Genomic DNA, 22,033 nt, shown 5'->3' on the forward strand with positions numbered 1-22,033 from the left:
TTCACTTTTGCTATAAGAACAAAAGGCGAACATATGACTCGGACATGGTTCTTAGATCACGCGAAAGGCACATTGCTCTCTGGTTGAACCGGTTGCCAAGCGACCGCATTCTACGGCTGTGCCCGACAAAAGCTCCCTTCGTCATCGCGTTTAAAAAGAACAACACTAACCTCATCTATTGCCGAAACCAGCAGGCCGAGAACGCGGACATCCGTCTCGGCATGACACTCGGTAACGCACAAAGCTTTTGCCCGGGCCTACTGAGCGCCCCGGCAGACCCGGTGAGTGACGCCCGGTTTTTGGAAACCATCCGTCGGTGGGCGATGCGCTATTGCCCGACCGTCGCAATTGATGGCCACGATGGGTTAACGCTGGATATCACCGGAGCCGCACACTTGTGGGGCGGCGAAACACAGATGCTCGGGGATATCCGCAAGCACCTCCGCCGTGTGGGCTTGTCCGTGAAGTGCGCTGTTGCGGGGACCAGGGCCGCCGCTTGGGCGATGGCCCATTATGGTGAGGGCTGGCCAGAGGCCGATATTCCAAACCTGCCAATCGAGGCGCTGCGGATTGATCCGGACCTGGCTGTGACCCTACGGCGCATCGGCATCAGGACAATCGCAGACCTAGCCGCGAAACCAAGAGCGCCGGTTGCGAACCGGTTTGGAACCCATCTGCTCTGCCGCCTGGATCAAGTGCTCGGCCACATGCCAGAGCCGGTGCACCACGAACCCGATCCGCCCCATTACGGGATGCGGCTGTCCTTGCCAGAACCCATCGGAACCGATGACGATGTCATGCACGGGATCGAGCGGCTGCTGCAGCCCCTCTGTGACAAGCTCAAAGCAAACGAAGCCGGCGCGCGTGTGATCCTGTTGACCATCCGCCGCGTCGATATGGACAGCCAACAGATCGAACTGCGCCTCGCCGCCCCGATGCGCGATCCGGCTCGCATTCTGCCCCTGTTCAAGAAGGGCGTCGAAGAGGTGGACGCCGGTTACGGGATCGATCAGCTGCGGCTTGAGGCGACGCAGGTCTTGCATCTGCCCGTCCATCAGCCGGGTTTTGACGCTGCCTCGACCGAAGGGGAAATGCTGCCTCTGTTAGTCACCAGCCTCGGGACGCGGCTGGACTTGGAGAATGTGCTGCGCTTTCTGCCTGCGGATAGCCACGTTCCGGAGCGCGGGTTCTCGGTCTCGCCGTTTGCATTCAGCCAGCCGGAGGCGGCTTGGACCGATCTGCTGCCCCGCCCCGTCAATCTGTTCCCGCCAGAGCCCGCCTTTGCCGATACCCCCGCGCTGCCCGACAGCTTCAGATGGCGGGGGATGCGCCTGTCCCCCCAATGGGCCGAGGGGCCCGAACGCATCGCCCCCGAATGGTGGTTCGAGGATCAGAACTGGCGCACGGGCGTGCGTGATTACTGGCGCGTTCAGACCCGCCAAGGCCCCCGTTTATGGATGTTTTACACCCCCCAATCCCCCGGTTGGTACATCGAAGGAGAATTCGCATGAGCTATGCCGAACTGTGCGTGACCTCGAATTTTACGTTCCTCAAGGGGGCCTCCCACCCGGAAGAGCTGATGCTGCGGGCCGCTGAACTGGGGCTTGAGGCGATTGCCATTACCGACCGGAATTCGTTGGCGGGGGTGGTGCGGGCCTACACGGCCCTGCGCAACATGCGAAAAGAGGCCGAAGAAGCCCTGCGCATCCGGTCGACCCATCAGGTGGACAGTTGCTCGCGCCAAGAGGTGGGGTTGCCCGTCGATCTGCCCGTGCCAAGGGGGGCGCAACTGCCGCGGCTGATCGTGGGGGCACGACTGGTGCTGCGCGACGGGCCGGTGGAATGGGTGGCCCTGCCCACAGATTTGCCCGCCTATCAACGGCTGTCGCGGCTGCTGACCTTGGGCAAACGCCGCGCGACCAAGGCCGAGTGCCTGCTGGACCTGCCGGACCTAGAGGAATGGTGTCAGGGGATGATCCTGATCGCTCTGCCCCCCGATGATCTGGCGGCGGCCTTGGGGCCGATCCAGCGGATGCAGCGGCGCTTTCCGGGGTTTGTCTTTCTGGGGGCGGTGCCACGTTATGATGGGACGGACCAGCTGTGGTTCGACCGGTGCGCGGCGCTGGCGCTGCGGGCCTCGACCCCGATGGTAGCGGTAGGGGATGTGCTGATGCACCGTGCGGCGCGGCGCCAGTTGGCCGACGTGCTGACTTGCCTGCGCGAAGGGATCATGATCGACCAGATCGGTCGCCGCGCCTTGCCCAATGCCGAACGCCGCCTGAAGGGGGCCGAGGATATGGCCCGCCTGTTCCGCAACCACCCCGCTGCCTTGCGCCGCACGCTCGAGGTGGCCGCGCGGTGCAGCTTTGATCTGTCCGAGCTGTCCTATGACTATCCCGACGAAATCGCCAATGGCGAGCGCCCCCAGCAGCGACTGGAACGTTTGGCCCGAGAGGGGTTGATCCGGCGCTATCCTGATGGCGCATCTGACCGCGTGCACACCCTGCTGGAAAAGGAACTGACCCTGGTCGCGGACCTGAACTATGCCGCCTATTTCCTGACCGTCCACGACATCGTCCAAGAGGCGCGGCGGCGCGGTATCTTGTGTCAGGGGCGGGGGTCGGCGGCGAACTCGATCATCTGTTATCTCTTGGGGATCACGGACGTGTCGCCTGACATGATCGGCATGGTGGTGGAACGCTTTATCTCGCGCCACAGGGGCGAGCCGCCGGATATCGACGTGGATTTCGAACACGAACGGCGCGAGGAAATCATCCAGTGGATCTATGACCGCTACGGTCGCCATCGGGCGGGCCTGTGCGCCACCGTGATCCATTTCCGCACCCGCGCCGCCATCCGCGAGGTCGGCAAAGTCATGGGCCTGAGCGCCGACCTGACCGCTGCGATTTCCGGCCAGATCTGGGGGCAAACGAACAAGGGGACCGACACCGACCGCATCCGCGAACTGGGCCTGCACCCCGAGGAACGCCGCCTGTCCCAGACCTTGCGTCTGATCGGCGAGCTGATCGGCTTTCCCCGCCATCTGTCCCAGCATGTGGGCGGCTTTGTCATCACAAACGGGCGGCTCGATGAAATGTGCCCCATCGAGAATGCCGCGATGGAGGGGCGCACCGTCATCGAGTGGGACAAGGACGACATCGACACGCTCAACATCCTCAAGGTCGATATCCTGAGCTTGGGGATGCTGACCTGCATCCGCAAATGCTTGGCCCTGCTAGAGGAAAAGGAGGGCACCCGCCTGACCATCGACACCATCCCCCAAGAGGACCCCGCGACCTATGCCATGCTGCAAAAGGCCGACGCGGTGGGGGTGTTTCAGGTGGAAAGCCGCGCGCAGATGAACTTCTTGCCGCGGATGAAGCCGGCGACCTTCTATGATCTGGTGATCGAGGTCGCCATCGTCCGGCCCGGCCCCATTCAGGGCGGGATGGTCAAACCCTATGTCCGCCGCCGTCAGGGGCTGGAACGGCCCGAACCCTTTGGTCCCGCGCTAGAGGAGGTCACGCGCAAAACGCTGGGGGTGCCGCTGTTTCAGGAACAAGCCATGCAGATCGCCGTAGTCGGGGCCGGCTACACCGCCGAAGAGGCGGACCACCTGCGGCGGTCTCTGGCCTCGTTCCGGCGGATGGGGACGATCGGCCAACACCGCGAGCGGTTCCTGAAGGGGATGCAGGACAACGGCTATGCGCTGGACGTGGCCGAGGCGTGCTTTTCCCAGATCGAGGGGTTCGCGGATTATGGCTTCCCCGAAAGCCACGCCGCCGCCTTTGCCATGTTGACCTATGTGTCGTCGTGGCTGAAATGCCATTACCCCGCGATCTTTGGTTGTGCGCTGCTGAACTCGCAGCCGATGGGGTTCTATGCTCCCGCGCAGATCGTGCGGGATGTGCGCGAACACGGGGTCGAGGTGCGCCCCGTCTGCGTCAACAACAGCGAATGGGACAACACGCTGGAGCGGCGCTCGGACGGGCGGTGGGCTTTGCGGCTGGGGTTCCGGCAGATCAAGGGCCTGCGCAAGGATGACGCGCAATGGATTTCGTCGGCGCGGGGCAACGGCTATCCCGATCCGCAAAGCCTGTGGATGCGCGCGGGCCTGTCCCCCAAGGTGCTGGAACGGCTGGCCGAGGCCGACGCCTATACCAGTATGGGCCTGACGCGCCGCGACGCCCTGTGGAAGATCAAGGCAATCCGCGCGCCCAAACCCTTGCCCCTGTTCGCGGACCCGATGGACGGAGAGGGCCTGTTCGAGCCCGACGTGATCCTGCCCGCGATGCACTTGGGCGAAGAGGTGGTCGAGGATTACGTCTCGATGCGGTTGACCCTGCGCGCCCACCCGATGGAGCTGATCCGCCCCACGATCCCCGACCTGACGCCCAACGACCAGCTGCCCAAGACCGACCTGAAATACCTGACGGTGTGCGGGTTGGTGATAACGCGGCAGCGGCCGGGGACGGCCTCGGGGGTGGTGTTCCTGACGCTCGAGGATGAAACCGGCGTGTCCAACGTGGTGGTCTGGCCCAAGATGTACGAACGCTACCGCAAGGCGGTGATGGCGGGGCGGCTCTTGCGGGTGACCGGCCGGATCGAGCGCGAAGGCATCGTGACCCACCTGATTGCGGACCGGATCGACGACCTGTCCCACCGCCTGTCCGAACTGGGCCACCCGATGGAGGGCGTGGTCGGCGATACGCTGCCCCAAGCCGACGAAACCCCGCGCGAGACCCGCATCAGCCCCTCTGCACGTCACCCGCGCGAGCAGGCCAAACGCCTGTTCCCCAGTCGTGATTTTCATTGATGCGAGGTCTGGAAAAGAACAAAGGCGCCCGAAGGGGCGCCTTGTTTTATTGGTCGGAGTGAGAGGATTCGAACCTCCGGCCCCTGCCTCCCGAAGACAGTGCTCTACCAGGCTGAGCTACACTCCGACCGTGCCGTGCCGATTACCGGACTCCGTCTTCCTTGGCAAGGGTGCTTTGACGTTTCTTGCCTTTGCGCAGGAATAAAAGTGTGTAGCGCGGGGTCGTGCCGGTTTCGAAGCGGACGGCGGTGTTGGTGACCGGCGCCACGGTGTCCTTTTTCGAGCCCTCGCGGACCACGATGTACACCCCGCTGGCGATGATGATTCCCGCGCCAACCATGGTGTAAACGTCCAGATATTCGTTGAAAAACATGTAGCCGTAGAAGATAGCCCACAGCATCTGGCTGTACTGCATGGGGGCCACGATACCGGCCTCGCCGGTCTTGTAGGCGCGGATCATGAAGGTCATCCCCAGCAAGGAAAGCAGCGCCACAGCGGCCACGGTACCCAGTTCCCACAGCTCCATCGGGCGGTATTCCAGCGGGATCAGCGCGCCCATCAGCAGCACGTTCGCGATCAGCGGATAGAGGAGCAGGACCATGCTGCTTTCCTCGGACCCGATGCGGCGCACGATGATGGCCACAAAGGACCCGCCCACCGCAGACCCCAACGCGGCAAGGTGCCCCAAGGTGATCTCGGACGAGCCGGGCCGCAGCACCACGATCACCCCGATCAGGCCGACTACCACAGCGGCCCAACGGCGCGGGCCGACATTTTCCCCCAGAACGGGGATCGACAGAATGGTGATCAGCAGCGGCGTCGCAAAGATCATCGCATAGACCTGGGCCAGCGGCAGAACAGAAAACGCATAGAACGCACACACGCCGGTAAACACCACGGCCACCGTTCGCGCATAGGTCCACGCGGGCTTCACTGCGCGAAGCGAGGCAGGCTCCTTGCGCTGGATCAGCACGACAGTCAGGAACGGAAAACTGAGCAGAACGCTGAAAAACACGATCTGGAAGGGGTGGTGATGCGCCCCCAATACTTTGACTAAAACGTCATGCAGCGCATAGAACGCAAAGCCCATCAGCGCAAAGACCGCGCCTTTGATGTTCGACTGTGCCGGAAGCGGAGAATTCGGCATGGGGCTCTCCTAGGGGTATTCGGAAATTATGGGGGCACTACTGACCTTATTCCCATGAACCGAAAAAGAAAGGGGGCCGCAAGGGCCCCCTCATGCATTCGTGATCTTGCGAACCGATTAGAGGCTGGCGTCCAGCGCTGCCAGAACCGCGTCGCCCATGCCAACGGTGGTGACGGGCTCTACGCCCTCTTCACCCAAGAGGTCAGCGGTGCGCACGCCGTCTTCCAGAACCTTGGCAACCGCTGCTTCCAGACGATCGGCCTCAGCGCCTTGGTCGAAGCTGTAGCGCAGGGCCATTGCGAACGACAGGATGCAGGCGATCGGGTTTGCCTTGTTCTGGCCAGCGATATCGGGGGCCGAACCGTGTACGGGCTCGTACATGGCTTTGGGGCGGCCGTTTGCCATGGGGGCACCCAGCGACGCCGACGGCAGCATACCCAGCGAGCCGGTCAGCATCGCCGCCGCGTCCGACAGCAGGTCGCCGAACAGGTTGTCGGTCACGATGACGTCGAACTGCTTGGGCCAGCGGCAGAGCTGCATGGCGCCTGCGTCGGCGTACATGTGCGACAGTTCCACATCGGGGTATTCTTCGTCGTGGACCTTCTGGACGACTTCGCGCCACAGGATGCCCGATTCCATTACGTTGGCCTTCTCCATCGAGCAGACCTTGTTGCCACGGCGGCGGGCCAGTTCGAACGCCGAGCGTGCGACGCGTGCGATTTCCGATTCGGTGTAACGCTGGGTGTTGATGCCCACGCGCTCGTTGCCTTCGGTGATGATACCGCGGGGCTCGCCAAAGTAGATGCCCGAGGTCAGTTCGCGCACGATCATGATGTCGAGGCCAGCAACCACGTCACGCTTCAGCGAGCTGAAGTCGGCCAGCGCGTCAAAGCACTGTGCGGGGCGCAGGTTGGCGTAGAGGTCCATTTCCTTGCGCAGGCGCAGCAGGCCACGCTCGGGCTTCACCGAGAAGTCCAGAACGTCGTACTTGGGGCCGCCAACGGCACCCAGCAGAACCGCGTCGACTTCCTGAGCCTTCGCCATGGTGTCGTCGTGCAGCGGGGTGCCGTGCACGTCGTAAGCCGCGCCACCGACGAGATCCTCGCTCACGTCGATTTTCAGGTCGCGCTTGTCACCGAACCAGTCGATGATGCGGCGTACCTGGCCCATGACTTCGGGGCCGATGCCGTCGCCGGCAAGGATAAGAAGCGAAGGATTGCTCATTGGCGTTGGTCCTTTTGAATGTCCCAAGATTTGCCAGATGGCCTACCGATTGGCGCGATGGGGGTCAAGGAACCGGACGCGTTGTTTTGCAGGCTTCGAGAGGTTTTCTTGCGTCGGGGGGGGCAGAACGATGTCGGCCCACACCAAACGATGTCGACTGGCGGAATTAACCGTCTGTAACAGGGGATCATCGGGGGGCGGCCAGACCGTACCGCTGCCGGTCACACGGGTCGATTTGTCGGGTAAAACATAGCTGACGCGCATCGGGGGCAGACCCAGACCGGACCAGTCCACGGTGGGGGTATTCGGCGTGGGATCACGCAGGCGGGTGTCAGCCAGCAGAGCGCGCAAGGGGGGCTTCACCCCCTCTCCCAATTCGGGGTCGTTGTTGAAATCCCCAAGGATAACAAAACGTTCCGGCGCAGGGCCGTAATCCCCGTCCAGATAGTGCTGCCAGAACGCAATCTCGTTGCCGTTACGCAGGCCGTTTTCATCCTGCGGGCTGTCGAACACCGGTGGGGTGGCGTGAAAGGCCAAGAGGTGAAGCACTCCGGTCGGGAGGCGCACAGGCACGTCCCAGTGACCCATGGTCGAGAGGCGCTGGTCGGGGTGGGCCATGTCGGGCGGGACCGTCCACGCCTGCCCGCGCCAGCGCATCTCCGAGAAATCTCTCGCCTCCTCTGCCTCAATCGGGAAGCGGGACAGGATCGCCATACCGCCGCTGCCCGCGAATCGTCCGAAGCTGTGGAATTGTGGCGGATCAGTGCCCGCGATCGGCAATCCGGCGTTCGGCAGGCCCGCAAACCGGTGGGGGTAGTCGATGCCGTGTCGCGCGAGCCCTTCGGCCAAGGCGGTCAGCGTGTGCCCGCGCAGGTCGTAATCGATTCCCTGAAGCAGCAGGATGTCAGGATGTGCGTGGGCGATGACGGCGGCCACAGCCTCGACCTGTGGATCGTCGCCGGCCAGGATCGCACGCAGCAAAAGGCCCGGCCCTTTGCGGCCGAGCTCTGTGTTATAGGTCGCGATGCGGATGGGATCGGCGCTGGCCAGCCCCGCAAGGCAAGCCAGAAAGCCCAGTAAAATCAGCCGAAAACGTGCAAATCCTCGGCGTCGCGATCCATCGAGCGACGACGCTTGTCGGCGATCATCGACGCGACGCGCGCGGTGGCAATGCCCCGCATCAGAAGGCTCGACGGAATGAACGCCCATAGGCTGATGGTCCAGATCAGTGACTTCGGTTGGTCGACAGCGATGGGGTCAATGATGCCGGACGCCATTTTCAGCATCGCCGGGATCAAGAATGGCAGCAGAAACCCTAAGGCGACGTAAAGATTGGCGTCGCGGTTCAGGCGGCCCACCACATCGCCACCACCGGTGGGGTCAAAGGTGGGCAGGTTGGTCCAGACATTGAAGCTGCCGTTCTGGCGGGGCCAACCATTGAGCCACATGATAAAGATGAAGAAAACCAGCGAAATCAGCGACATGAGGTAGGCGATGCCGGCGGTGCGGCGCAGCAGGTCATAGTCCGCGCTGTGGGTGCCTTCGGGCAGGGTCAGCATCATCAGCCGCACGGGCGAGAACGGGAAGTCCATCGCGGCGCCAACCACATGAGAAATCGAAGTAAAAATCTGGCTGATGGGCGTGGGATACTGCACGCCGCGCTGGATCAGGGTCAGCACCAGAACGGTTGCGAACAGTGCACCAAACCGCAGACGGTTATAAGGAGGCGCGTCGCGGAACTCGATCAGGCTGGGGTATTCGGTCATGTATTCCGAGAACACGAGCCACCCGACAAAGATCGCAACCAGCAGCACGATGGGGGCGCTGTCATTGGGTCCGGGCATCAGCAGCCACGGGGTTGCAATCAGCAGGACAACAAATATCGCGCGCACGAGTGCGCTCACAAAACGAGTGATCACTGCTCTACCTCTCTACCAGGGCGGGCTTGGCATCATTTGCCGTGCCTTTTGACCCACCTGATCCGCTTATGGTGCGGAATGCCTCAATCTTGACATAATGCTGCCAACATCTGGATCAGGTCTCAATACCTGTAAGTAAGTTACTTACATATTGGGGCGAATTCGGGGAAAAGCTGGTGCCATTCTGCATCAAACTGTAAGCAAAAAGGGGGCCATAAAATGACCCCCTTCTAGATGTTGTGGTTTGTCAGGGTCTTAGACCCAAGGACGTGCCTGCGCTGCCTGCGATTCGAAAGCTTCGATTGCAGGTGCTTTTTCCATGGTCAGGCCGATGTCATCGAGACCGTTAAGCAAGCAGTGCTTACGGAACGCGTCAACTTCGAAGGCAAAGACTTCGCCGTCCGAGGTGGTGATGGTCTGGGCTTCCAGATCCACTTCCATACGGGCGTTGGCGCCTTTTTCTGCGTCCTTCATCAGCACGTCGACCTGCTCTTGGGGCAGAACGATGGGCAGGATGCCGTTCTTGAAGCAGTTGTTGAAGAAGATGTCGGCAAAGCTGGGTGCGATCACGCACTTGATGCCGAAATCCTTGATCGCCCAAGGGGCGTGTTCGCGCGACGAGCCGCAGCCGAAGTTGTCACCGGCGACGATGATCTCGGACTCGCGGTATGCGGGCTTGTTCAGCACGAAATCGGGGATCTCGTTGCCTTCGCCGTCATAGCGCATTTCGTCGAACAGGTTCACGCCGAGGCCCGAACGCTTGATGGTTTTCAGGAACTGCTTGGGGATGATCATATCGGTGTCGATGTTGATCAACGGCATGGGTGCGGCGATCCCGCTGAGTTTTTCGAACTTGTCCATATCCTGTTTTCCTTCCGAAAAAGGTGGGTATGGCCTGCGTCTGGGTCACGTATGGCTTGCGTACATACATAACCACCTGACGCAGGCGGCGGGATTTCTTAGGCCAGCGTACGCACGTCGGTGATCTTGCCGGTGATCGCAGCAGCTGCTGCCATCGCGGGCGACATCAGGTGAGTGCGGCCACCGCGGCCCTGACGACCTTCGAAGTTGCGGTTCGAGGTTGCTGCGCAACGCTCGCCCGGCTTCAGCTGGTCGGGGTTCATCGCAAGGCACATCGAGCAGCCTGCCAGACGCCATTCAAAACCGGCCTCCTGGAAGATGTCTGCCAGACCTTCTTCTTCGGCTTGCGCGCGGACCAGACCCGAACCGGGAACGATCATCGCACGGATGCCGTCCTTGACCTTGCGGCCCTTCAGGATCTCGGCAGCGGCGCGCAGGTCTTCGATGCGGCCGTTGGTGCACGAACCGATGAACACGGTGTCGATCTCGATGTCGGTCAGCGGGGTGCCCGAGGTCAGACCCATGTACTCGATCGAGCGGGCAGCCGCTTCGACCTTGCCGCCTTTGAAGTCGGACGGGGTGGGAACGACGGCGCTGATCGGCAGTGCGTCCTCGGGCGAGGTGCCCCAGGTGACGGTGGGCTCGATCGATTCACCTTCGATGACCAGCACCTTGTCGAAGTGCGCGCCTTCGTCGGTGTACAGAGTCTTCCACCAGTTCAGAGCGGCTTCCCACTGGGCGCCTTTGGGGGCGTGGGGACGACCGTTGACGTATTCAAAGGTGGTCTCGTCGGGTGCGATCAGACCAGCGCGGGCGCCGCCTTCGATGGCCATGTTACAGATGGTCATACGACCTTCCATCGAGAGGTTGCGGATCGCTTCGCCGCAATACTCGATCACATAGCCGGTGCCGCCGGCGGTGCCGGTTTCAGCGATGATGCGCAGAACAACGTCTTTGGCGGTCACACCGGGCAGCAGTTTGCCGGTGATCTCGACCTTCATGTTCTTGGACTTCTTCTGGATCAGGGTCTGGGTCGCCAGAACGTGTTCCACTTCCGAAGTGCCGATGCCGTGGGCCAGCGCGCCGAACGCACCGTGAGTCGCGGTGTGGCTGTCACCACAAACGACGGTCATGCCGGGCAGGGTCCAGCCTTGCTCGGGGCCGACGATGTGCACGATGCCCTGACGGACGTCGGTCACGGGGTAGTAGTGGATGCCGAACTCTTTCGCGTTGGTGTCCAGAGCGGCAACCTGAATGCGGCTGTCCTCGGGCATGTTCGACGGATCTTCACGGCCCTCGGTGGTGGGGACGTTGTGATCGGGAACCGCGATGGTTTTTTCGGGCGCGTGAACCTTGCGACCGGCCATACGCAGGCCTTCGAACGCCTGGGGGCTGGTTACTTCGTGAACCAGGTGGCGGTCGATATAAAGCAGGCAGGTGCCGTCCTCGGCCTCGTGGGCGACGTGGGCATCCCAGATTTTATCATAGAGTGTCTTCGGGGCGGTCATGGTCCTCTCCCGTGGATATCTTGCAATTGATGATGGTGAATGGCTTCGGGACCGCCTTATAGGCGGGCGAGAACGGTGTGCGTCGCACCGAAGAAGCGCCACGGCAGGCGTGCGCGATCATCCATGTCGAAAAAAGCCATCATGCCGGTGGAAATACAGCGCCAAGGGCTTAGCTGCAAGGGGAACGCGTGCTATAGGCCGCGGCTTGTGATTCCCGAATGGACGGTTACCGCGTGCCCTTGCTCAAGAAGCCCTTATGTCTGCTGCAAATCCTGCTGATTTCGTCTTTGGGCGCGGGTTTTGGCTGGCTTCACATGTTCGGTGATTTTTCCGATCCAGAGGTGGCGGATGCATCAATCGCCCGTTATGAAGGCGCGCCGACTGAGTCGCCGCGGGCCATCGCCCTGCGCGATTGAGGCAAAGCCATAAAAGTGGTAGGCTAAAGATACACCCGGCGTCGGGGTTTACGGCGTTATACTTAGGAGGACCAAGTCCTGACTATGACGAACCAAGCAGCCCAGCCTGCTGAAAACTCTCCGGCCAATGGTGTCGGTGGTATCGAAGTGACAAGCGCAGCAATCTTGTCCCGTATCCTGACTTCTCTTGATGATGACAAGGCAGAAGATGTCGTGCAGATCGATCTGCGCGGTATTTCGTCGATCGGTGATTACATGGTCATCGCTTCGGGCCGTTCGAGCCGTCAGGTTGTGTCGATCGCTGAAAAGCTGGTCGATCGTTTGAAAGAGACCTTTGGCATCTATTCCAAGATCGAAGGCAAAGAAGGCGGTGACTGGGTCCTGATCGACACCGGTGACGTGATCGTTCACGTGTTCCGTCCCGAAGTGCGCGAGTTCTACCAGTTGGAAAAGATGTGGCTGCCTGCGGGTTCGGCCAAGGCCTGATCGCCTTCAGGGACTGACGATGCGCGTGCATTTATGCGTGGTGGGCCGACTGCGGTCGGGGCCCGAGGCCACGCTTATTGACGACTACATGACCAGATTTGACCGGACCGGGCGGGCGTTGGGCCTTGGCCCGGTGAAGGTCATTGAGGTCGAGGACAAGAAGTCCCGCGGTATGGGCGCCGAGGCGGATCTGCTGCGAAAGGCGATCCCCAGTGGTGCGCGGCTGGTCGTCATGGATGAACGCGGGAAGCTCATGACCTCGCCCGATTTTGCGGACAAGCTGGCGGGGTGGCGTGACACGGGCACGCAGGATTTGGCCTTTGTGATTGGCGGGGCGGACGGGATCGACCCGTCCCTGCGCGCCGAGGCGGATTTCGCGATCAGTTTCGGCAAGATGGTGTGGCCCCACATGCTGGTGCGGGTCATGCTGACCGAGCAGCTGTATCGCGCGGCCTCGATCCTGTCGAACGCGCCGTATCACCGCGAATAAGCGCCCTTGGTGGGGCTGCGGCCGGTTTTTGACCAAAAAATCCAGTTAGCCGATACAGGGATGGTTCACCCCGCGCTTGCCTTGCGCTAGGAGAGGGCAAGCCTAGGAGGTAACACCATGACTGCACCCAAGCCCGTTGTTCTTTGTATTCTGGATGGTTGGGGACTGAGTGATGACAGTCCGGCGAACGCGCCCGCGCTGGCAGCGACGCCCAACTTTGACCGTATCTGGAACGACTGCCCCCATGCCCGCCTGATCACCCACGGCCCCGACGCAGGTCTGCCGACCGGCCAGATGGGCAACTCTGAGGTAGGTCACACCAACATCGGCGCGGGCCGTGTGGTGGCGATGGATCTGGGTCAGATCGACCTGTCGATCGAAGATGGCTCTTTCTATGAAAACGAGGCGCTGCAGGCCTTTATCACCAAAGTGACTGAGACCGCAGGCATGGCTCACGTGATGGGTCTGATCTCGGACGGTGGTGTCCATGGCCATACCGAGCACGCGCTGGCCGCCGCCAAGGCGATCACCGATGCGGGCGTGACCGTTGCGATGCACGTGATCACCGATGGCCGCGATGTGGCGCCCAAGTCTGCCGACAAATACGTGGCCGAGTTGGAAGAGCGTTTGCCCGAGGGTGCGTTCATCGCCACTGTGTCGGGCCGCTACTATGCGATGGACCGCGACAACCGTTGGGAACGGGTGCAGCTGGCCTATGACGCGATGATCAACGGCAAGGGCTTTGAGGCCGAAACCGCCGCCGATGCGATCAAAGACAGCTACAAGCAGGACGTTCTGGACGAATTCATCAAGCCGGTCGTGATCGGCGGGTTCGAGGGCGTGCATGACGGCGACGGCATCTTCTGCCTGAACTTCCGCGCGGACCGTGCCCGTGAAATCCTGCGTGCGATCGGTGAACCGAATTTCAGCGATTTCGAGGTTGGCGAGCGTCCGAACCTGTCGGCGCTGTTGGGCATGGTGGAATATTCGGACGGTCACAACGACTACATGACCACCGCTTTCCCCAAGCGCAAGATCGTGAACACGCTGGGCGCTTGGGTCGCCAAGCAGGGCAAGAAGCAGTTCCGTCTGGCCGAGACCGAGAAATATCCCCACGTGACGTTCTTCTTGAACGGTGGCGTTGAGGTCCCCGAAGAGGGCGAAGACCGGTTTATGCCGAAATCGCCCAAGGTCGCGACCTATGATCTGCAGCCTGAAATGTCGGCCCCCGAAGTGACCGCCAAGTTCGTCGAGGCGATCAATGGCGATTACGACATGATCGTGGTGAACTATGCGAACCCCGACATGGTCGGCCACACCGGCGATCTGGAGGCTGCAAAGGCCGCTTGTGAAGCGGTGGACAGCGGTCTGGGCGAGGCGCTGGCCGCGCTGGAGGCCAAGGGCGGCGCGATGATCGTGACGGCGGACCACGGCAACTGCGAAGTGATGGTCGATGCCAAGACCGGCGGCGCACACACCGCGCACACGCTGAACCTGGTGCCGGTGATCCTGGTGGGCGGCCCCGAGGGTGCGGAACTGCGCGATGGCCGTCTGGCTGACTTGGCGCCGACCGTGTTGCAGCTGATGGGTCTGGACGTTCCTGCGGAAATGACCGGCGAGAGCCTGATCAAGTGATGATGCGCCGCGCAGTCGTTCTGTGCCTTGGCCTGCTTGCGTCGCCTGTGGTGGCGCAAGAGGACCCGGCTTCGGCCGCGCTGCGGGCCAAGGGCCTGCTGGAAGAAGCCGCCGTGGCGCTGGACCATGCCCAAGGGGCGCGGGACCGCGTGGCGGCGCTGACCCAGACGGTCAAGGCCTATGAGGCGGGACTGGCGGCCTTGCGCACCGGATTGCGGCAGGCCGCTATTCGGGAAAAGGCCCTGACGCAGGAGCTGAATTCGGCTCAGGGGCAGGTGGCGGATTTGCTGGCCAGTTTGCTGACCATCGGGCGCAGTCCTGCGCCGGTGCAACTGACCCACCCCGACGGGCCCACGGGCACCGCACGGGCGGGGATGATCCTGTCCGAAGTGTCGCCCGCCTTGCAGGCGGAGGCGGATTCCTTGGCCCGTGATCTGGACGAGGTGAAAACCCTGCGGGCGCTGCAGCAGACGGCTGCGGACACCCTGCGCGAAGGCTTGCGCGGCGCCCAAGAGGCTCGCACCGCCCTGAGTGCCGCGATTTCCGACCGGACGGACCTGCCCTCCAAGTTCACCGCCGATCCGGTGAAGACGGCGGTGCTGGTGGCCTCGTCTGAATCGCTGGGAAGTTTTGCGGACAATCTGGGACAAATCGTTGCGGGCGAAGAGCTGGAAGGCGGCCCCGACGTGCACGAACAGCGCGGGATGCTGGAACTGCCGGTGCAGGGGACGATCCTGCGGGCGGCCGGTCAGCCCGATGCGGCGGGCATTGTGCGGCCCGGTTGGGTGATCGCCACGGCGCCCGGTGCGCTGGTCACCACCCCCGCTGCGGCCACGATCCGCTATCTGGGACCGCTGCTGGACTACGGAAACGTGATGATAATCGAACCCGGCCCCGGCATTCTGTTCGTGCTTGCGGGCATGGAACAGGTTTACGGTGAGGTCGGACAGGTGCTGCCAGCAGGCCACCCGCTGGGCATGATGCACGGCGCAGGTGTTGCACAGGGAGAAATCCTGACGCAGGCTGACACCGGACAGAATACAGAAACGCTCTATCTCGAAGTGAGAGAGAACCAGGAACCGGTCGATCCCGACGAATGGTTCAAGACGGACAAGGAATGACACGAATGCGCAAGTTTCTGATGGCAGTTGGCGGGGGCGCGATTGCGGGGCTTCTGGCTTCGACCCAGATCGCGGGCCCGCTGCTGGCCCAAGAAGGCAAGACCCAGACCAGCGTTTACGAACAGCTGGACCTGTTCGGCGATATCTTCGAGCGCATTCGTGCGCAGTATGTCGAAGACGTCGACGCCGGTGAGCTGATCGAAGCCGCCATCAACGGGATGCTGGTGTCGCTGGACCCGCACTCGAGCTATCTGCCCCCCGAGGATGCCGAAGCGATGCGCGTTCAGACCCGCGGTGAATTCGGCGGTCTGGGCATCGAGGTCACTCAAGAAGAGGGCTTCGTCAAGGTCGTGGCGCCCATGGATGGCACCCCTGCCGAAGAAGCGGGCGTTCTGTCCGGCGACTTTATCACCCACGTTGATGGCGAGAGCCTGCTTGGCCTGACGCTGGATGAAGCGGTCGAAAAGATGCGCGGGCCGGTTGGCTCCGAGATCAAGGTGACCATCGTCCGCGAGGGCGAGGAGAACCCCTTTGACGTGACGATCATCCGCGACACCATCCGCCTGACCGCCGTGCGCAGCCGCACCGAGGGCGAGGCCGTGGTTCTGCGCGTCAGCACGTTCAACGACCAGACCTTTGACAACCTGCGCGACGGTCTGGAGAAGGCCGCCGAAGAAGCGGGCGGAATGGAGAACCTGAGCGGCGTCGTGATCGACCTGCGCAACAACCCCGGTGGTCTGCTGAATCAGGCTATTCTGGTGGCGGATGCGTTCCTTGAGGAAGGCGAGATCGTTTCGACCCGTGGCCGTAACCCCGAGGATGGCGAGCGTTTCAACGCAACCCCCGGTGATCTGGCCGAGGGCAAGCCCGTGGTCGTTCTGATCAACGGTGGTTCGGCGTCGGCGTCGGAAATCGTGGCGGGCGCCCTGAAGGATCACCGCCGCGCGGTGATCGTGGGCACCAAGTCGTTCGGCAAGGGCTCGGTCCAGACGGTGATGCCGCTGAGCGGTGGCGGCGCGATGCGCCTGACCACGGCGCGGTATTACACGCCGTCGGGTCGCTCGATCCAGAATCTGGGTGTGTCGCCGGATATCGTGGTTGAACAGCCCCGTGTGGCCGTCAATGCCGAGGCAGAGGATGATACGGCAGCAAACCGCACCCGTTCCGAGGCCGATCTGCGTGGCAGCCTGACCAACGACAGCCTGACCGAGGACGAGATCCGCCAGATCGAAGAGGACCGCGCCAAGGCCGAAGAGGCCGCGAAGCTGCGGGACGAGGATTACCAGCTGGCCTATGCGGTTGACCTGCTGAAGGGCATGTCGGCTCTGGGACAGAAGTAATGAGCCCCGAGGACATCGCAAAGCTGCCCTATCGTCAGAACGTCGGCGTCATGATCGTGAACGCCGACGGTCTGGTCTGGGTGGGTCAGCGGCTGGATAGCGAGGTGCCTGCGTGGCAGATGCCTCAGGGCGGGATCGACAAGGGTGAAGACCCGCGTGAAGCCGCCCTGCGCGAGCTGGAAGAAGAGACCGGCATTTCGGTGGATATGGTGGATGTGGTCGGTGAGACTGCGGGCTGGATTGCCTATGATCTGCCCCACGACATCGTGCCGAAGATCTGGAAGGGCAAGTATCGCGGACAGGAGCAGAAGTGGTTCCTGATGCGGTTCAACGGTCCCGACACGGCGATCGTGATTGATCGCCCGCACCCCGAGTTCAGCGAATGGCGCTGGCTGCCTGCGGCTGAACTGGTCGCCAATATCGTGCCGTTCAAGCGGGCGGTTTACGAGCAGGTTGTGGCGGAGCTGGGCCCCTTGATCTGAGGGGTGGCCCCGTGGCCGGTGACGGCGCCCTTTGAGTATTTGGACAAAGCAGAAAGGGCAGGCCGGATTTCCGGTCTGCCCTTTGTGCATTTGGTGGCTGTGGCGGTCTTAGAAGTTCACTTTGACGCCGGGCAGGTTCAGGGTTTTGATCAGGTCGCGCAGCTCTTGGCGGGCGGCGATGTTCGAGATCGAAAGCTGGGTGACGCCGATATCCTTGAGGTCCAGAAGGGTCAGGCCTTTGGGGAAGAGTTCGCGGAAGACCACGCGTTCCGAGAAGCCGGGGGCGACGCGGAAGCCGATGCGTTTGGCGAGCTTGTCCACGGCGGCGGACATTTTCTTTTTGTTGATCATGTTCTGGGCGCCGATGCGGTTGCGCACCACGATCCAGTCGATCGGGGTCAGGCCGGCCTGGGCGCGCAGCTGGCGGGCGTGCCAGACCATTTCCGAATAGACCGACGGGCCAAGGATATTCTCGCCCTCGGCGTCGGTGCGGGCCAAGAGGTCGAAGTCCACGAAGCTGTCGTTCAGTGGGGTCACCAGCGTGTCCGCGAGGCTGTGCGCCATCTGGCTGAGGCGGGTGTGCGAACCGGGGCAGTCGATCAGGATGAAATCGCTGTCAGCCTCGAGCAGCTGGACGGCAGAGGACAGGCGCACGTCATAGATATTCTCGCCTTCTTTGATCGAGGCGGGGTCGATCTCGGGCAGTTCGATGTAGTTGGGGCTGGGCAGGTCCAGCTTTTCCTTGGCCAGAAAACGGGCGCGGTTTTCAGCGTAGCGGCCAAAGCTTTTCTGGCGCATGTCGAGGTCGAGCGCGCCGACCTTGAACCCGAGCCGGACAAGCGCCGTGGCGATGTGCATCGATGTTGTCGATTTGCCGGAGCCGCCCTTTTCGTTCCCAACGACAATGATATGCGCCATATATGGTGTCCTCTGATTTTTTCGGAACCGGATATCGTTTTAGTTATGCTTATGCCTAGTCGGTGCGGGGTTGGGCAAGAGTCCGCGTGATTCTGTGGGCAGATTTTTCACATTTTCGTGGAGTGTGTGGGAAGTCAGGGCGTCCTGCATTTGCGTATTGGCCCTTTGCTGCAACCATTTCGGATAGGTTTTGCAAAAAGGACTACCGTTATGGATTTGCCCCACATTCAGTTTGACAGCCTGTTCAAGATGCCCTGGTCGGGGAACATCGTGCAGGATATCCGGCCCGAATTCTTTAGCCCTTCCTACTCTGGCAAGCCCGAGATCGAGGCCAAGGTCATCACCGACGTGGCGGGATATGGCCAGCAATTGGGTTGGATTTCCAATGCCTTGCTGGAATTGATCGACCGCGCGGGCCTGTTCGAGGGAGAGGAAAACGACAAGATCGAGAAGTTGCGCAAGCTGGTTACAGACGTCGACGAGGTCAAGCGCCACCACAAGAGCGACCTGACCGCCCGCGCCCATAGCGCGCTGGACACCCTGCGGATTGTGGACCCCGACAGCTATGCGGATTTGATTGCGCGGCGCACCAAATGAAAACGCCGCCCCCGAGGGAGCGGCGCTATCGAAACCGATATGGCAGGGATTAGAAGCCCAGGCCTTCGTATTTCTTTTTGAACTTCGAGACGCGGCCGCCCTGGTCCAGCAGGCGCGACGAACCGCCGGTCCATGCGGGGTGCACGGTGGGGTCGATGTCCAGCGACAGGGTGTCGCCTTCTTTGCCGTAGGTCGAACGGACTTCGAAGGTGCTGCCGTCGGTCATTTTGACGGTGATGAAGTGGTAGTCGGGGTGAATGTCTTTTTTCATGACTACTCTCCTTATGCGTCGTTTTTGGTTTTGTAGTTGGTGACTTCGGCGATACGAGCCGACTTACCGCGACGGGCGCGCAGGTAGTACAGCTTCGAACGACGGACGCGGCCGCGACGAACAACTTCGATGCTTTCGATGTTGGTCGAGTACAGCGGGAACACGCGCTCTACGCCTTCGCCGAACGAAATTTTGCGAACGGTGAACGAGCCGGCAATGCCTTTGCCGTTCTTGCGGCTGATGCACACGCCTTCATAGTTCTGAACGCGCGAACGGGTGCCTTCGGTCACCTTGAAGCCAACGCGAATGGTGTCGCCGGCTTTGAAGTCGGGGATGGTTTTCCCCAGCGCAGCAATCTGCTCCGCTTCGATCTGTGCGATAATGTCCATCGCAAATCTCCTAACTGCTTGTGGTTGACCCACAAAGGTCTGGTGCCGCCTCAGAACTCTAGGTCTTCTATCGGGTCCGCCGGAGCGCCCGCCAGAGGGTCAGATCAGCTTTACTTCGAGCATCCAGCAAAAGCTTTGGCCTCGATTCCCGTCAGAAGAAGACGGAATCGCACTGGGGCCGGACTCGTGCGGAATGCGCGCGATATGTCAGGTTTTGCTGGGGTTGGCAAGGGGTGGGGATGTCTGCCCTATTCTTGCCACATTTGATTGATTGAGTTCTCACTTTGCAACCTATAGCTTTACGAAGTTTCTTGTTGTTTGAAGCGTCCTGCGGAGGACTGATGCTAGCCAAATTATTCTGGACCGTCGCTGTAACTTTAGCTGCGATGTCCGCGACCTATGTTGATGGTCAAAAAAATTTTTATGAATTGGCAGATCAATCGCTTAATTTGTACTTTAGCGGCTTCGGTGCCATAATTGTCGGTTTGATCGTGAACTCCTCCACACGCAACTCTCAAATTGTCGTGGAAGTCAGTGCGAACAAGTTGATGGTATCCTTTTTCGCACTGTTTTTTATCTTCTTAGTGATTATAATTTTAGGACAGCAAAGGAACCCATCGGCTCCGTCTTATGTTCTTTCTTTTGCTCGCACTTGCATGGGAACATGCGCATTAGGCGTAGGGTTGATGTTAGCAGAGAGCTTCTTGCTCAAGGAAAATGTTGAAGATGCTTAGACTCAAAAAGACTGGTCCAAATGAAAGTTTCTTTGACGCTTTCCGTCAGCAATATGCTTTGCAGTTAGCAGCGATTCTTAGCGTTTCGCTTATATCGTCTTTCGGCACCCTATCCTCTGTAGTGCTGCTCCACAGGTTCCTTACCGTAGAAGTTATTTTCGGCGTGCTCGCGCCTATCGGAGCAGTGATTACAGCTTTTGCTGGGGCTTTTCTTTCTTTGAAAAGAAAGAATTAGTGGAATTACTCCAGCAAATCAGGCCGTCGCTCCCGAGTAATCCGCTCTGACTCTGCTTTGCGCCATTCGGCCACTTTGCCGTGGTGGCCGGACATCAGGACGTCGGGGATGGTGCGGCCTTTCCACTCGGCGGGGCGGGTGTATTGGGGGTGCTCCAGCATCCCGTTGGAAAAGCTCTCTTCTTCGATGCTCTCGGCGTTGCCAAGGACGCCCGGCAGCAGGCGGACGGTGGCGTCGAGCAGCGCATAGGCCGCGATCTCGCCTCCGGTCATGACGAAATCCCCCAGAGAGACCTCCTGAATGCCGTAGTGTTCCAGAACGCGCTCGTCCACGCCCTCGAACCGGCCGCAGAGGATGGTGACGCCGTCGCAAGCCGACAGGGTGCGGGCCATCTGCTGGTCGATGCGTTTGCCGCGGGGAGACATGTAGAGGATCGGCCAGTTGCCGCGGGTGCCGGACATGGCGTCCTCGACCGCGCGGCCCACGACGTCGGGGCGCAGGACCATGCCGGCGCCGCCCCCTGCGGGGGTGTCGTCGACGTTCTTGTGCTTGCCCTCGCCGTAGCTGCGCAGGTTGATGGTTTCCAACTGCCAACGCCCCTCTCGCAGGGCTTTGCCGGTCAGGCTTTCGCCCAAAATGCCCGGAAAGGTGTCGGGCATCAGGGTGATCACGCGCGCGGTCCAGACCCCCGCCAGTTCGGGGTTCGGGTCCATCAGGTCGCGCGGTTGGGCCGTGATGCGGATGGCCTTGCGACCATGAGAGCGGTTGGGAGCGTCAGTCATCGGTATTCGTTATTCCAAGAGGCCCTCGGGCGGATCAACGATCACACGCCCCGAGGCGATGTCCACAGTGGGAACCGCTTCTTTGGTAAAGGGAAGGAGCACGGTGGTTTTCAGCCCCGGCCCGAAGATTTCCAACAGGTCGGTCGCGCCGTGGTTCTGCACGGCCTTGACCTTGCCCAAGGGGTTGCCGCCAGTGTCGAACACATCCAGACCGATCAGGTCGGTGTAGTAGTATTCGTCCTCGTCGGTTTCGGGCAGCTGGCTGCGCAGCGCAAAGAGCGCGAGGCCACGCAGGGCGTCGGCCTGTTCTTTGGTGTCCACACCGGACAGGCGCGCGGCCAGACCGTTGGTGATCTGGCGGCTGATGGTCACGTCAAAGCTGCGGCTGCCGTCTTCGGTGGTCAGCGGCGAATAGTCGGCGATATCCTCGGGGATCGCGCAAAAGCTCTTGAGCCGGATCTCGCCCTTGACGCCATATGCGCCGCCGATGGTTCCTACCTGAACGCGTTCGGTCATTCCGTCCTCATGATACATAGGCCATTCTGGGTTTCGCCGCCGATCTGGTCGCACAGCTTTCCCTTCTCGGATCGTTCGTACATCATGCCCGCCACAAAGGCGACGGCCAACAGGAATGGCAGGCGGATCAGGCCGAACATGGCGGG

General features: G+C 61.4%; 24 protein-coding genes and 1 tRNA gene. 12 read left to right on the forward strand and 13 right to left on the reverse strand.

Translation table 11 applies throughout. The features are described from left to right. Positions 1-44 precede the first annotated feature (44 nt). The gene (locus HJ536_RS13845) at positions 45-1,511 is read left to right on the forward strand and encodes a Y-family DNA polymerase (RefSeq protein ID WP_177158186.1); all 1,467 of its coding nucleotides are present in this window, start codon (positions 45-47) and stop codon (positions 1,509-1,511) included. Further along, entirely contained in the window at positions 1,508-4,816 is a 3,309-nt protein-coding gene (locus tag HJ536_RS13850) for an error-prone DNA polymerase (protein WP_177158187.1), read from the forward strand. The genes HJ536_RS13845 and HJ536_RS13850 overlap by 4 nt, the downstream gene beginning before the upstream one ends. A 50-nt stretch (positions 4,817-4,866) precedes the next feature. Here HJ536_RS13850 and HJ536_RS13855 read toward each other — a convergent pair. The 7 genes from HJ536_RS13855 to leuC form a co-directional block, all read right to left on the reverse strand. Beyond that, positions 4,867-4,943: transfer RNA gene (locus HJ536_RS13855), tRNA-Pro, on the reverse strand. 15 nt (positions 4,944-4,958) lie between these two features. Next, positions 4,959-5,963 carry a DMT family transporter gene (locus tag HJ536_RS13860; RefSeq protein WP_177158188.1) on the reverse strand — a complete coding sequence of 335 codons (1,005 nt, stop codon included), beginning with the start codon at positions 5,961-5,963 and terminating at the stop codon, positions 4,959-4,961. A 117-nt stretch (positions 5,964-6,080) separates the two neighbouring features. Beyond that, the gene (leuB, locus tag HJ536_RS13865) at positions 6,081-7,187 is read right to left on the reverse strand and encodes a 3-isopropylmalate dehydrogenase (RefSeq protein ID WP_176855373.1); all 1,107 of its coding nucleotides are present in this window, start codon (positions 7,185-7,187) and stop codon (positions 6,081-6,083) included. A 42-nt stretch (positions 7,188-7,229) separates the two neighbouring features. Beyond that, a complete protein-coding gene (locus HJ536_RS13870) occupies positions 7,230-8,273 on the reverse strand; it encodes an endonuclease/exonuclease/phosphatase family protein (protein WP_338082441.1) in 1,044 nt (347 codons plus the stop codon). After that, positions 8,270-9,079, reverse strand: coding sequence for a hypothetical protein (locus tag HJ536_RS13875; RefSeq protein ID WP_177158189.1), 810 nt, complete (start codon positions 9,077-9,079; stop codon positions 8,270-8,272). Before HJ536_RS13875 ends, HJ536_RS13870 begins: the two co-directional genes overlap by 4 nt. A 282-nt stretch (positions 9,080-9,361) precedes the next feature. After that, the gene (gene leuD / locus HJ536_RS13880; RefSeq protein WP_176855374.1) at positions 9,362-9,967 is read right to left on the reverse strand and encodes a 3-isopropylmalate dehydratase small subunit; all 606 of its coding nucleotides are present in this window, start codon (positions 9,965-9,967) and stop codon (positions 9,362-9,364) included. 98 nt (positions 9,968-10,065) lie between these two features. Beyond that, positions 10,066-11,475, reverse strand: coding sequence for a 3-isopropylmalate dehydratase large subunit (gene leuC, locus HJ536_RS13885; protein WP_176855375.1), 1,410 nt, complete (start codon positions 11,473-11,475; stop codon positions 10,066-10,068). A gap of 218 nt (positions 11,476-11,693) precedes the next feature. On the opposite strand from leuC, the gene HJ536_RS13890 reads away from it, so the two are divergent. The 7 genes from HJ536_RS13890 to HJ536_RS13920 all read left to right on the forward strand — a co-directional run bounded on the left by HJ536_RS13890 (position 11,694) and on the right by HJ536_RS13920 (position 17,445). After that, the gene (locus HJ536_RS13890; protein WP_176855376.1) at positions 11,694-11,891 is read left to right on the forward strand and encodes a hypothetical protein; all 198 of its coding nucleotides are present in this window, start codon (positions 11,694-11,696) and stop codon (positions 11,889-11,891) included. Positions 11,892-11,975: 84 nt separating this feature from the next. After that, positions 11,976-12,377, forward strand: a complete 402-nt coding sequence (gene rsfS / locus HJ536_RS13895; RefSeq protein ID WP_176855377.1) for a ribosome silencing factor — start codon at positions 11,976-11,978, stop codon at positions 12,375-12,377. A 19-nt stretch (positions 12,378-12,396) separates the two neighbouring features. After that, a complete protein-coding gene (gene rlmH, locus HJ536_RS13900; protein ID WP_176855378.1) occupies positions 12,397-12,867 on the forward strand; it encodes a 23S rRNA (pseudouridine(1915)-N(3))-methyltransferase RlmH in 471 nt (156 codons plus the stop codon). 117 nt (positions 12,868-12,984) lie between these two features. Next, entirely contained in the window at positions 12,985-14,502 is a 1,518-nt protein-coding gene (gene gpmI / locus HJ536_RS13905; protein ID WP_177158190.1) for a 2,3-bisphosphoglycerate-independent phosphoglycerate mutase, read from the forward strand. Then, complete coding sequence (locus HJ536_RS13910) at positions 14,502-15,623, forward strand: murein hydrolase activator EnvC family protein (protein ID WP_177158191.1); 1,122 nt, start codon at positions 14,502-14,504, stop codon at positions 15,621-15,623. Before gpmI ends, HJ536_RS13910 begins: the two co-directional genes overlap by 1 nt. 5 nt (positions 15,624-15,628) lie before the next feature. Further along, a complete protein-coding gene (locus HJ536_RS13915) occupies positions 15,629-16,963 on the forward strand; it encodes a S41 family peptidase (protein ID WP_176855381.1) in 1,335 nt (444 codons plus the stop codon). After that, on the forward strand, positions 16,963-17,445 hold the full coding sequence (locus tag HJ536_RS13920; RefSeq protein WP_176855382.1) for an RNA pyrophosphohydrolase: 483 nt from the start codon (positions 16,963-16,965) through the stop codon (positions 17,443-17,445). Before HJ536_RS13915 ends, HJ536_RS13920 begins: the two co-directional genes overlap by 1 nt. A gap of 108 nt (positions 17,446-17,553) precedes the next feature. On the opposite strand, the gene HJ536_RS13925 is transcribed toward HJ536_RS13920, so the two are convergent. Beyond that, the gene (locus HJ536_RS13925; RefSeq protein WP_177158192.1) at positions 17,554-18,363 is read right to left on the reverse strand and encodes a division plane positioning ATPase MipZ; all 810 of its coding nucleotides are present in this window, start codon (positions 18,361-18,363) and stop codon (positions 17,554-17,556) included. A gap of 210 nt (positions 18,364-18,573) precedes the next feature. On the opposite strand from HJ536_RS13925, the gene HJ536_RS13930 reads away from it, so the two are divergent. Beyond that, positions 18,574-18,960, forward strand: a complete 387-nt coding sequence (locus tag HJ536_RS13930; protein WP_177158193.1) for a hypothetical protein — start codon at positions 18,574-18,576, stop codon at positions 18,958-18,960. Positions 18,961-19,009: 49 nt separating this feature from the next. Here HJ536_RS13930 and rpmE read toward each other — a convergent pair whose 3' ends face one another. Both rpmE and rplS read right to left on the reverse strand, forming a co-directional pair. Next, on the reverse strand, positions 19,010-19,231 hold the full coding sequence (gene rpmE / locus HJ536_RS13935; protein ID WP_176855385.1) for a 50S ribosomal protein L31: 222 nt from the start codon (positions 19,229-19,231) through the stop codon (positions 19,010-19,012). A gap of 11 nt (positions 19,232-19,242) precedes the next feature. Beyond that, positions 19,243-19,620 carry a 50S ribosomal protein L19 gene (gene rplS / locus HJ536_RS13940; RefSeq protein WP_176855386.1) on the reverse strand — a complete coding sequence of 126 codons (378 nt, stop codon included), beginning with the start codon at positions 19,618-19,620 and terminating at the stop codon, positions 19,243-19,245. Between the two features lie 341 nt (positions 19,621-19,961). On the opposite strand from rplS, the gene HJ536_RS13945 reads away from it, so the two are divergent. Together HJ536_RS13945 and HJ536_RS13950 are read left to right on the forward strand one after the other, a co-directional pair. Continuing rightward, positions 19,962-20,354, forward strand: a complete 393-nt coding sequence (locus tag HJ536_RS13945; RefSeq protein ID WP_177158194.1) for a hypothetical protein — start codon at positions 19,962-19,964, stop codon at positions 20,352-20,354. Beyond that, entirely contained in the window at positions 20,347-20,589 is a 243-nt protein-coding gene (locus tag HJ536_RS13950) for a hypothetical protein (RefSeq protein WP_177158195.1), read from the forward strand. Before HJ536_RS13945 ends, HJ536_RS13950 begins: the two co-directional genes overlap by 8 nt. 5 nt (positions 20,590-20,594) lie before the next feature. Here HJ536_RS13950 and trmD read toward each other — a convergent pair whose 3' ends face one another. The 3 genes from trmD to HJ536_RS13965 are packed head-to-tail and all read right to left on the reverse strand — an operon-like array spanning position 20,595 to position 22,027. After that, positions 20,595-21,371, reverse strand: coding sequence for a tRNA (guanosine(37)-N1)-methyltransferase TrmD (gene trmD / locus HJ536_RS13955; protein WP_177158196.1), 777 nt, complete (start codon positions 21,369-21,371; stop codon positions 20,595-20,597). Positions 21,372-21,380: 9 nt separating this feature from the next. Next, entirely contained in the window at positions 21,381-21,887 is a 507-nt protein-coding gene (gene rimM, locus HJ536_RS13960) for a ribosome maturation factor RimM (RefSeq protein WP_176855390.1), read from the reverse strand. Continuing rightward, positions 21,884-22,027 (reverse strand): hypothetical protein, encoded by a 144-nt coding sequence (locus HJ536_RS13965; protein WP_176855391.1) that lies wholly within the window; start codon positions 22,025-22,027, stop codon positions 21,884-21,886. The genes rimM and HJ536_RS13965 overlap by 4 nt, the downstream gene beginning before the upstream one ends. Between the last annotated feature and the right edge of the window lie 6 nt (positions 22,028-22,033).

The sequence above is a fragment of the Donghicola mangrovi genome (assembly GCF_013377535.1).
Classification (GTDB): domain Bacteria; phylum Pseudomonadota; class Alphaproteobacteria; order Rhodobacterales; family Rhodobacteraceae; genus Donghicola; species Donghicola mangrovi.

Coding starts and splice junctions, on each gene's coding strand:
- HJ536_RS13845 (WP_177158186.1), top strand. CDS start 45: ATGGTTCTTAGATCACGCGAAAGGCACATTGCTCTCTGGTTGAACCGG.
- HJ536_RS13850 (WP_177158187.1), top strand. CDS start 1,508: ATGAGCTATGCCGAACTGTGCGTGACCTCGAATTTTACGTTCCTCAAG.
- HJ536_RS13860 (WP_177158188.1), bottom strand. CDS start 5,963: ATGCCGAATTCTCCGCTTCCGGCACAGTCGAACATCAAAGGCGCGGTC.
- leuB (WP_176855373.1), bottom strand. CDS start 7,187: ATGAGCAATCCTTCGCTTCTTATCCTTGCCGGCGACGGCATCGGCCCC.
- leuD (WP_176855374.1), bottom strand. CDS start 9,967: ATGGACAAGTTCGAAAAACTCAGCGGGATCGCCGCACCCATGCCGTTG.
- leuC (WP_176855375.1), bottom strand. CDS start 11,475: ATGACCGCCCCGAAGACACTCTATGATAAAATCTGGGATGCCCACGTC.
- HJ536_RS13890 (WP_176855376.1), top strand. CDS start 11,694: ATGGACGGTTACCGCGTGCCCTTGCTCAAGAAGCCCTTATGTCTGCTG.
- rsfS (WP_176855377.1), top strand. CDS start 11,976: ATGACGAACCAAGCAGCCCAGCCTGCTGAAAACTCTCCGGCCAATGGT.
- rlmH (WP_176855378.1), top strand. CDS start 12,397: ATGCGCGTGCATTTATGCGTGGTGGGCCGACTGCGGTCGGGGCCCGAG.
- gpmI (WP_177158190.1), top strand. CDS start 12,985: ATGACTGCACCCAAGCCCGTTGTTCTTTGTATTCTGGATGGTTGGGGA.
- HJ536_RS13910 (WP_177158191.1), top strand. CDS start 14,502: ATGATGCGCCGCGCAGTCGTTCTGTGCCTTGGCCTGCTTGCGTCGCCT.
- HJ536_RS13915 (WP_176855381.1), top strand. CDS start 15,629: ATGCGCAAGTTTCTGATGGCAGTTGGCGGGGGCGCGATTGCGGGGCTT.
- HJ536_RS13920 (WP_176855382.1), top strand. CDS start 16,963: ATGAGCCCCGAGGACATCGCAAAGCTGCCCTATCGTCAGAACGTCGGC.
- HJ536_RS13925 (WP_177158192.1), bottom strand. CDS start 18,363: ATGGCGCATATCATTGTCGTTGGGAACGAAAAGGGCGGCTCCGGCAAA.
- HJ536_RS13930 (WP_177158193.1), top strand. CDS start 18,574: ATGGATTTGCCCCACATTCAGTTTGACAGCCTGTTCAAGATGCCCTGG.
- rpmE (WP_176855385.1), bottom strand. CDS start 19,231: ATGAAAAAAGACATTCACCCCGACTACCACTTCATCACCGTCAAAATG.
- rplS (WP_176855386.1), bottom strand. CDS start 19,620: ATGGACATTATCGCACAGATCGAAGCGGAGCAGATTGCTGCGCTGGGG.
- HJ536_RS13945 (WP_177158194.1), top strand. CDS start 19,962: ATGCTAGCCAAATTATTCTGGACCGTCGCTGTAACTTTAGCTGCGATG.
- HJ536_RS13950 (WP_177158195.1), top strand. CDS start 20,347: ATGCTTAGACTCAAAAAGACTGGTCCAAATGAAAGTTTCTTTGACGCT.
- trmD (WP_177158196.1), bottom strand. CDS start 21,371: ATGACTGACGCTCCCAACCGCTCTCATGGTCGCAAGGCCATCCGCATC.
- rimM (WP_176855390.1), bottom strand. CDS start 21,887: ATGACCGAACGCGTTCAGGTAGGAACCATCGGCGGCGCATATGGCGTC.
- HJ536_RS13965 (WP_176855391.1), bottom strand. CDS start 22,027: ATGTTCGGCCTGATCCGCCTGCCATTCCTGTTGGCCGTCGCCTTTGTG.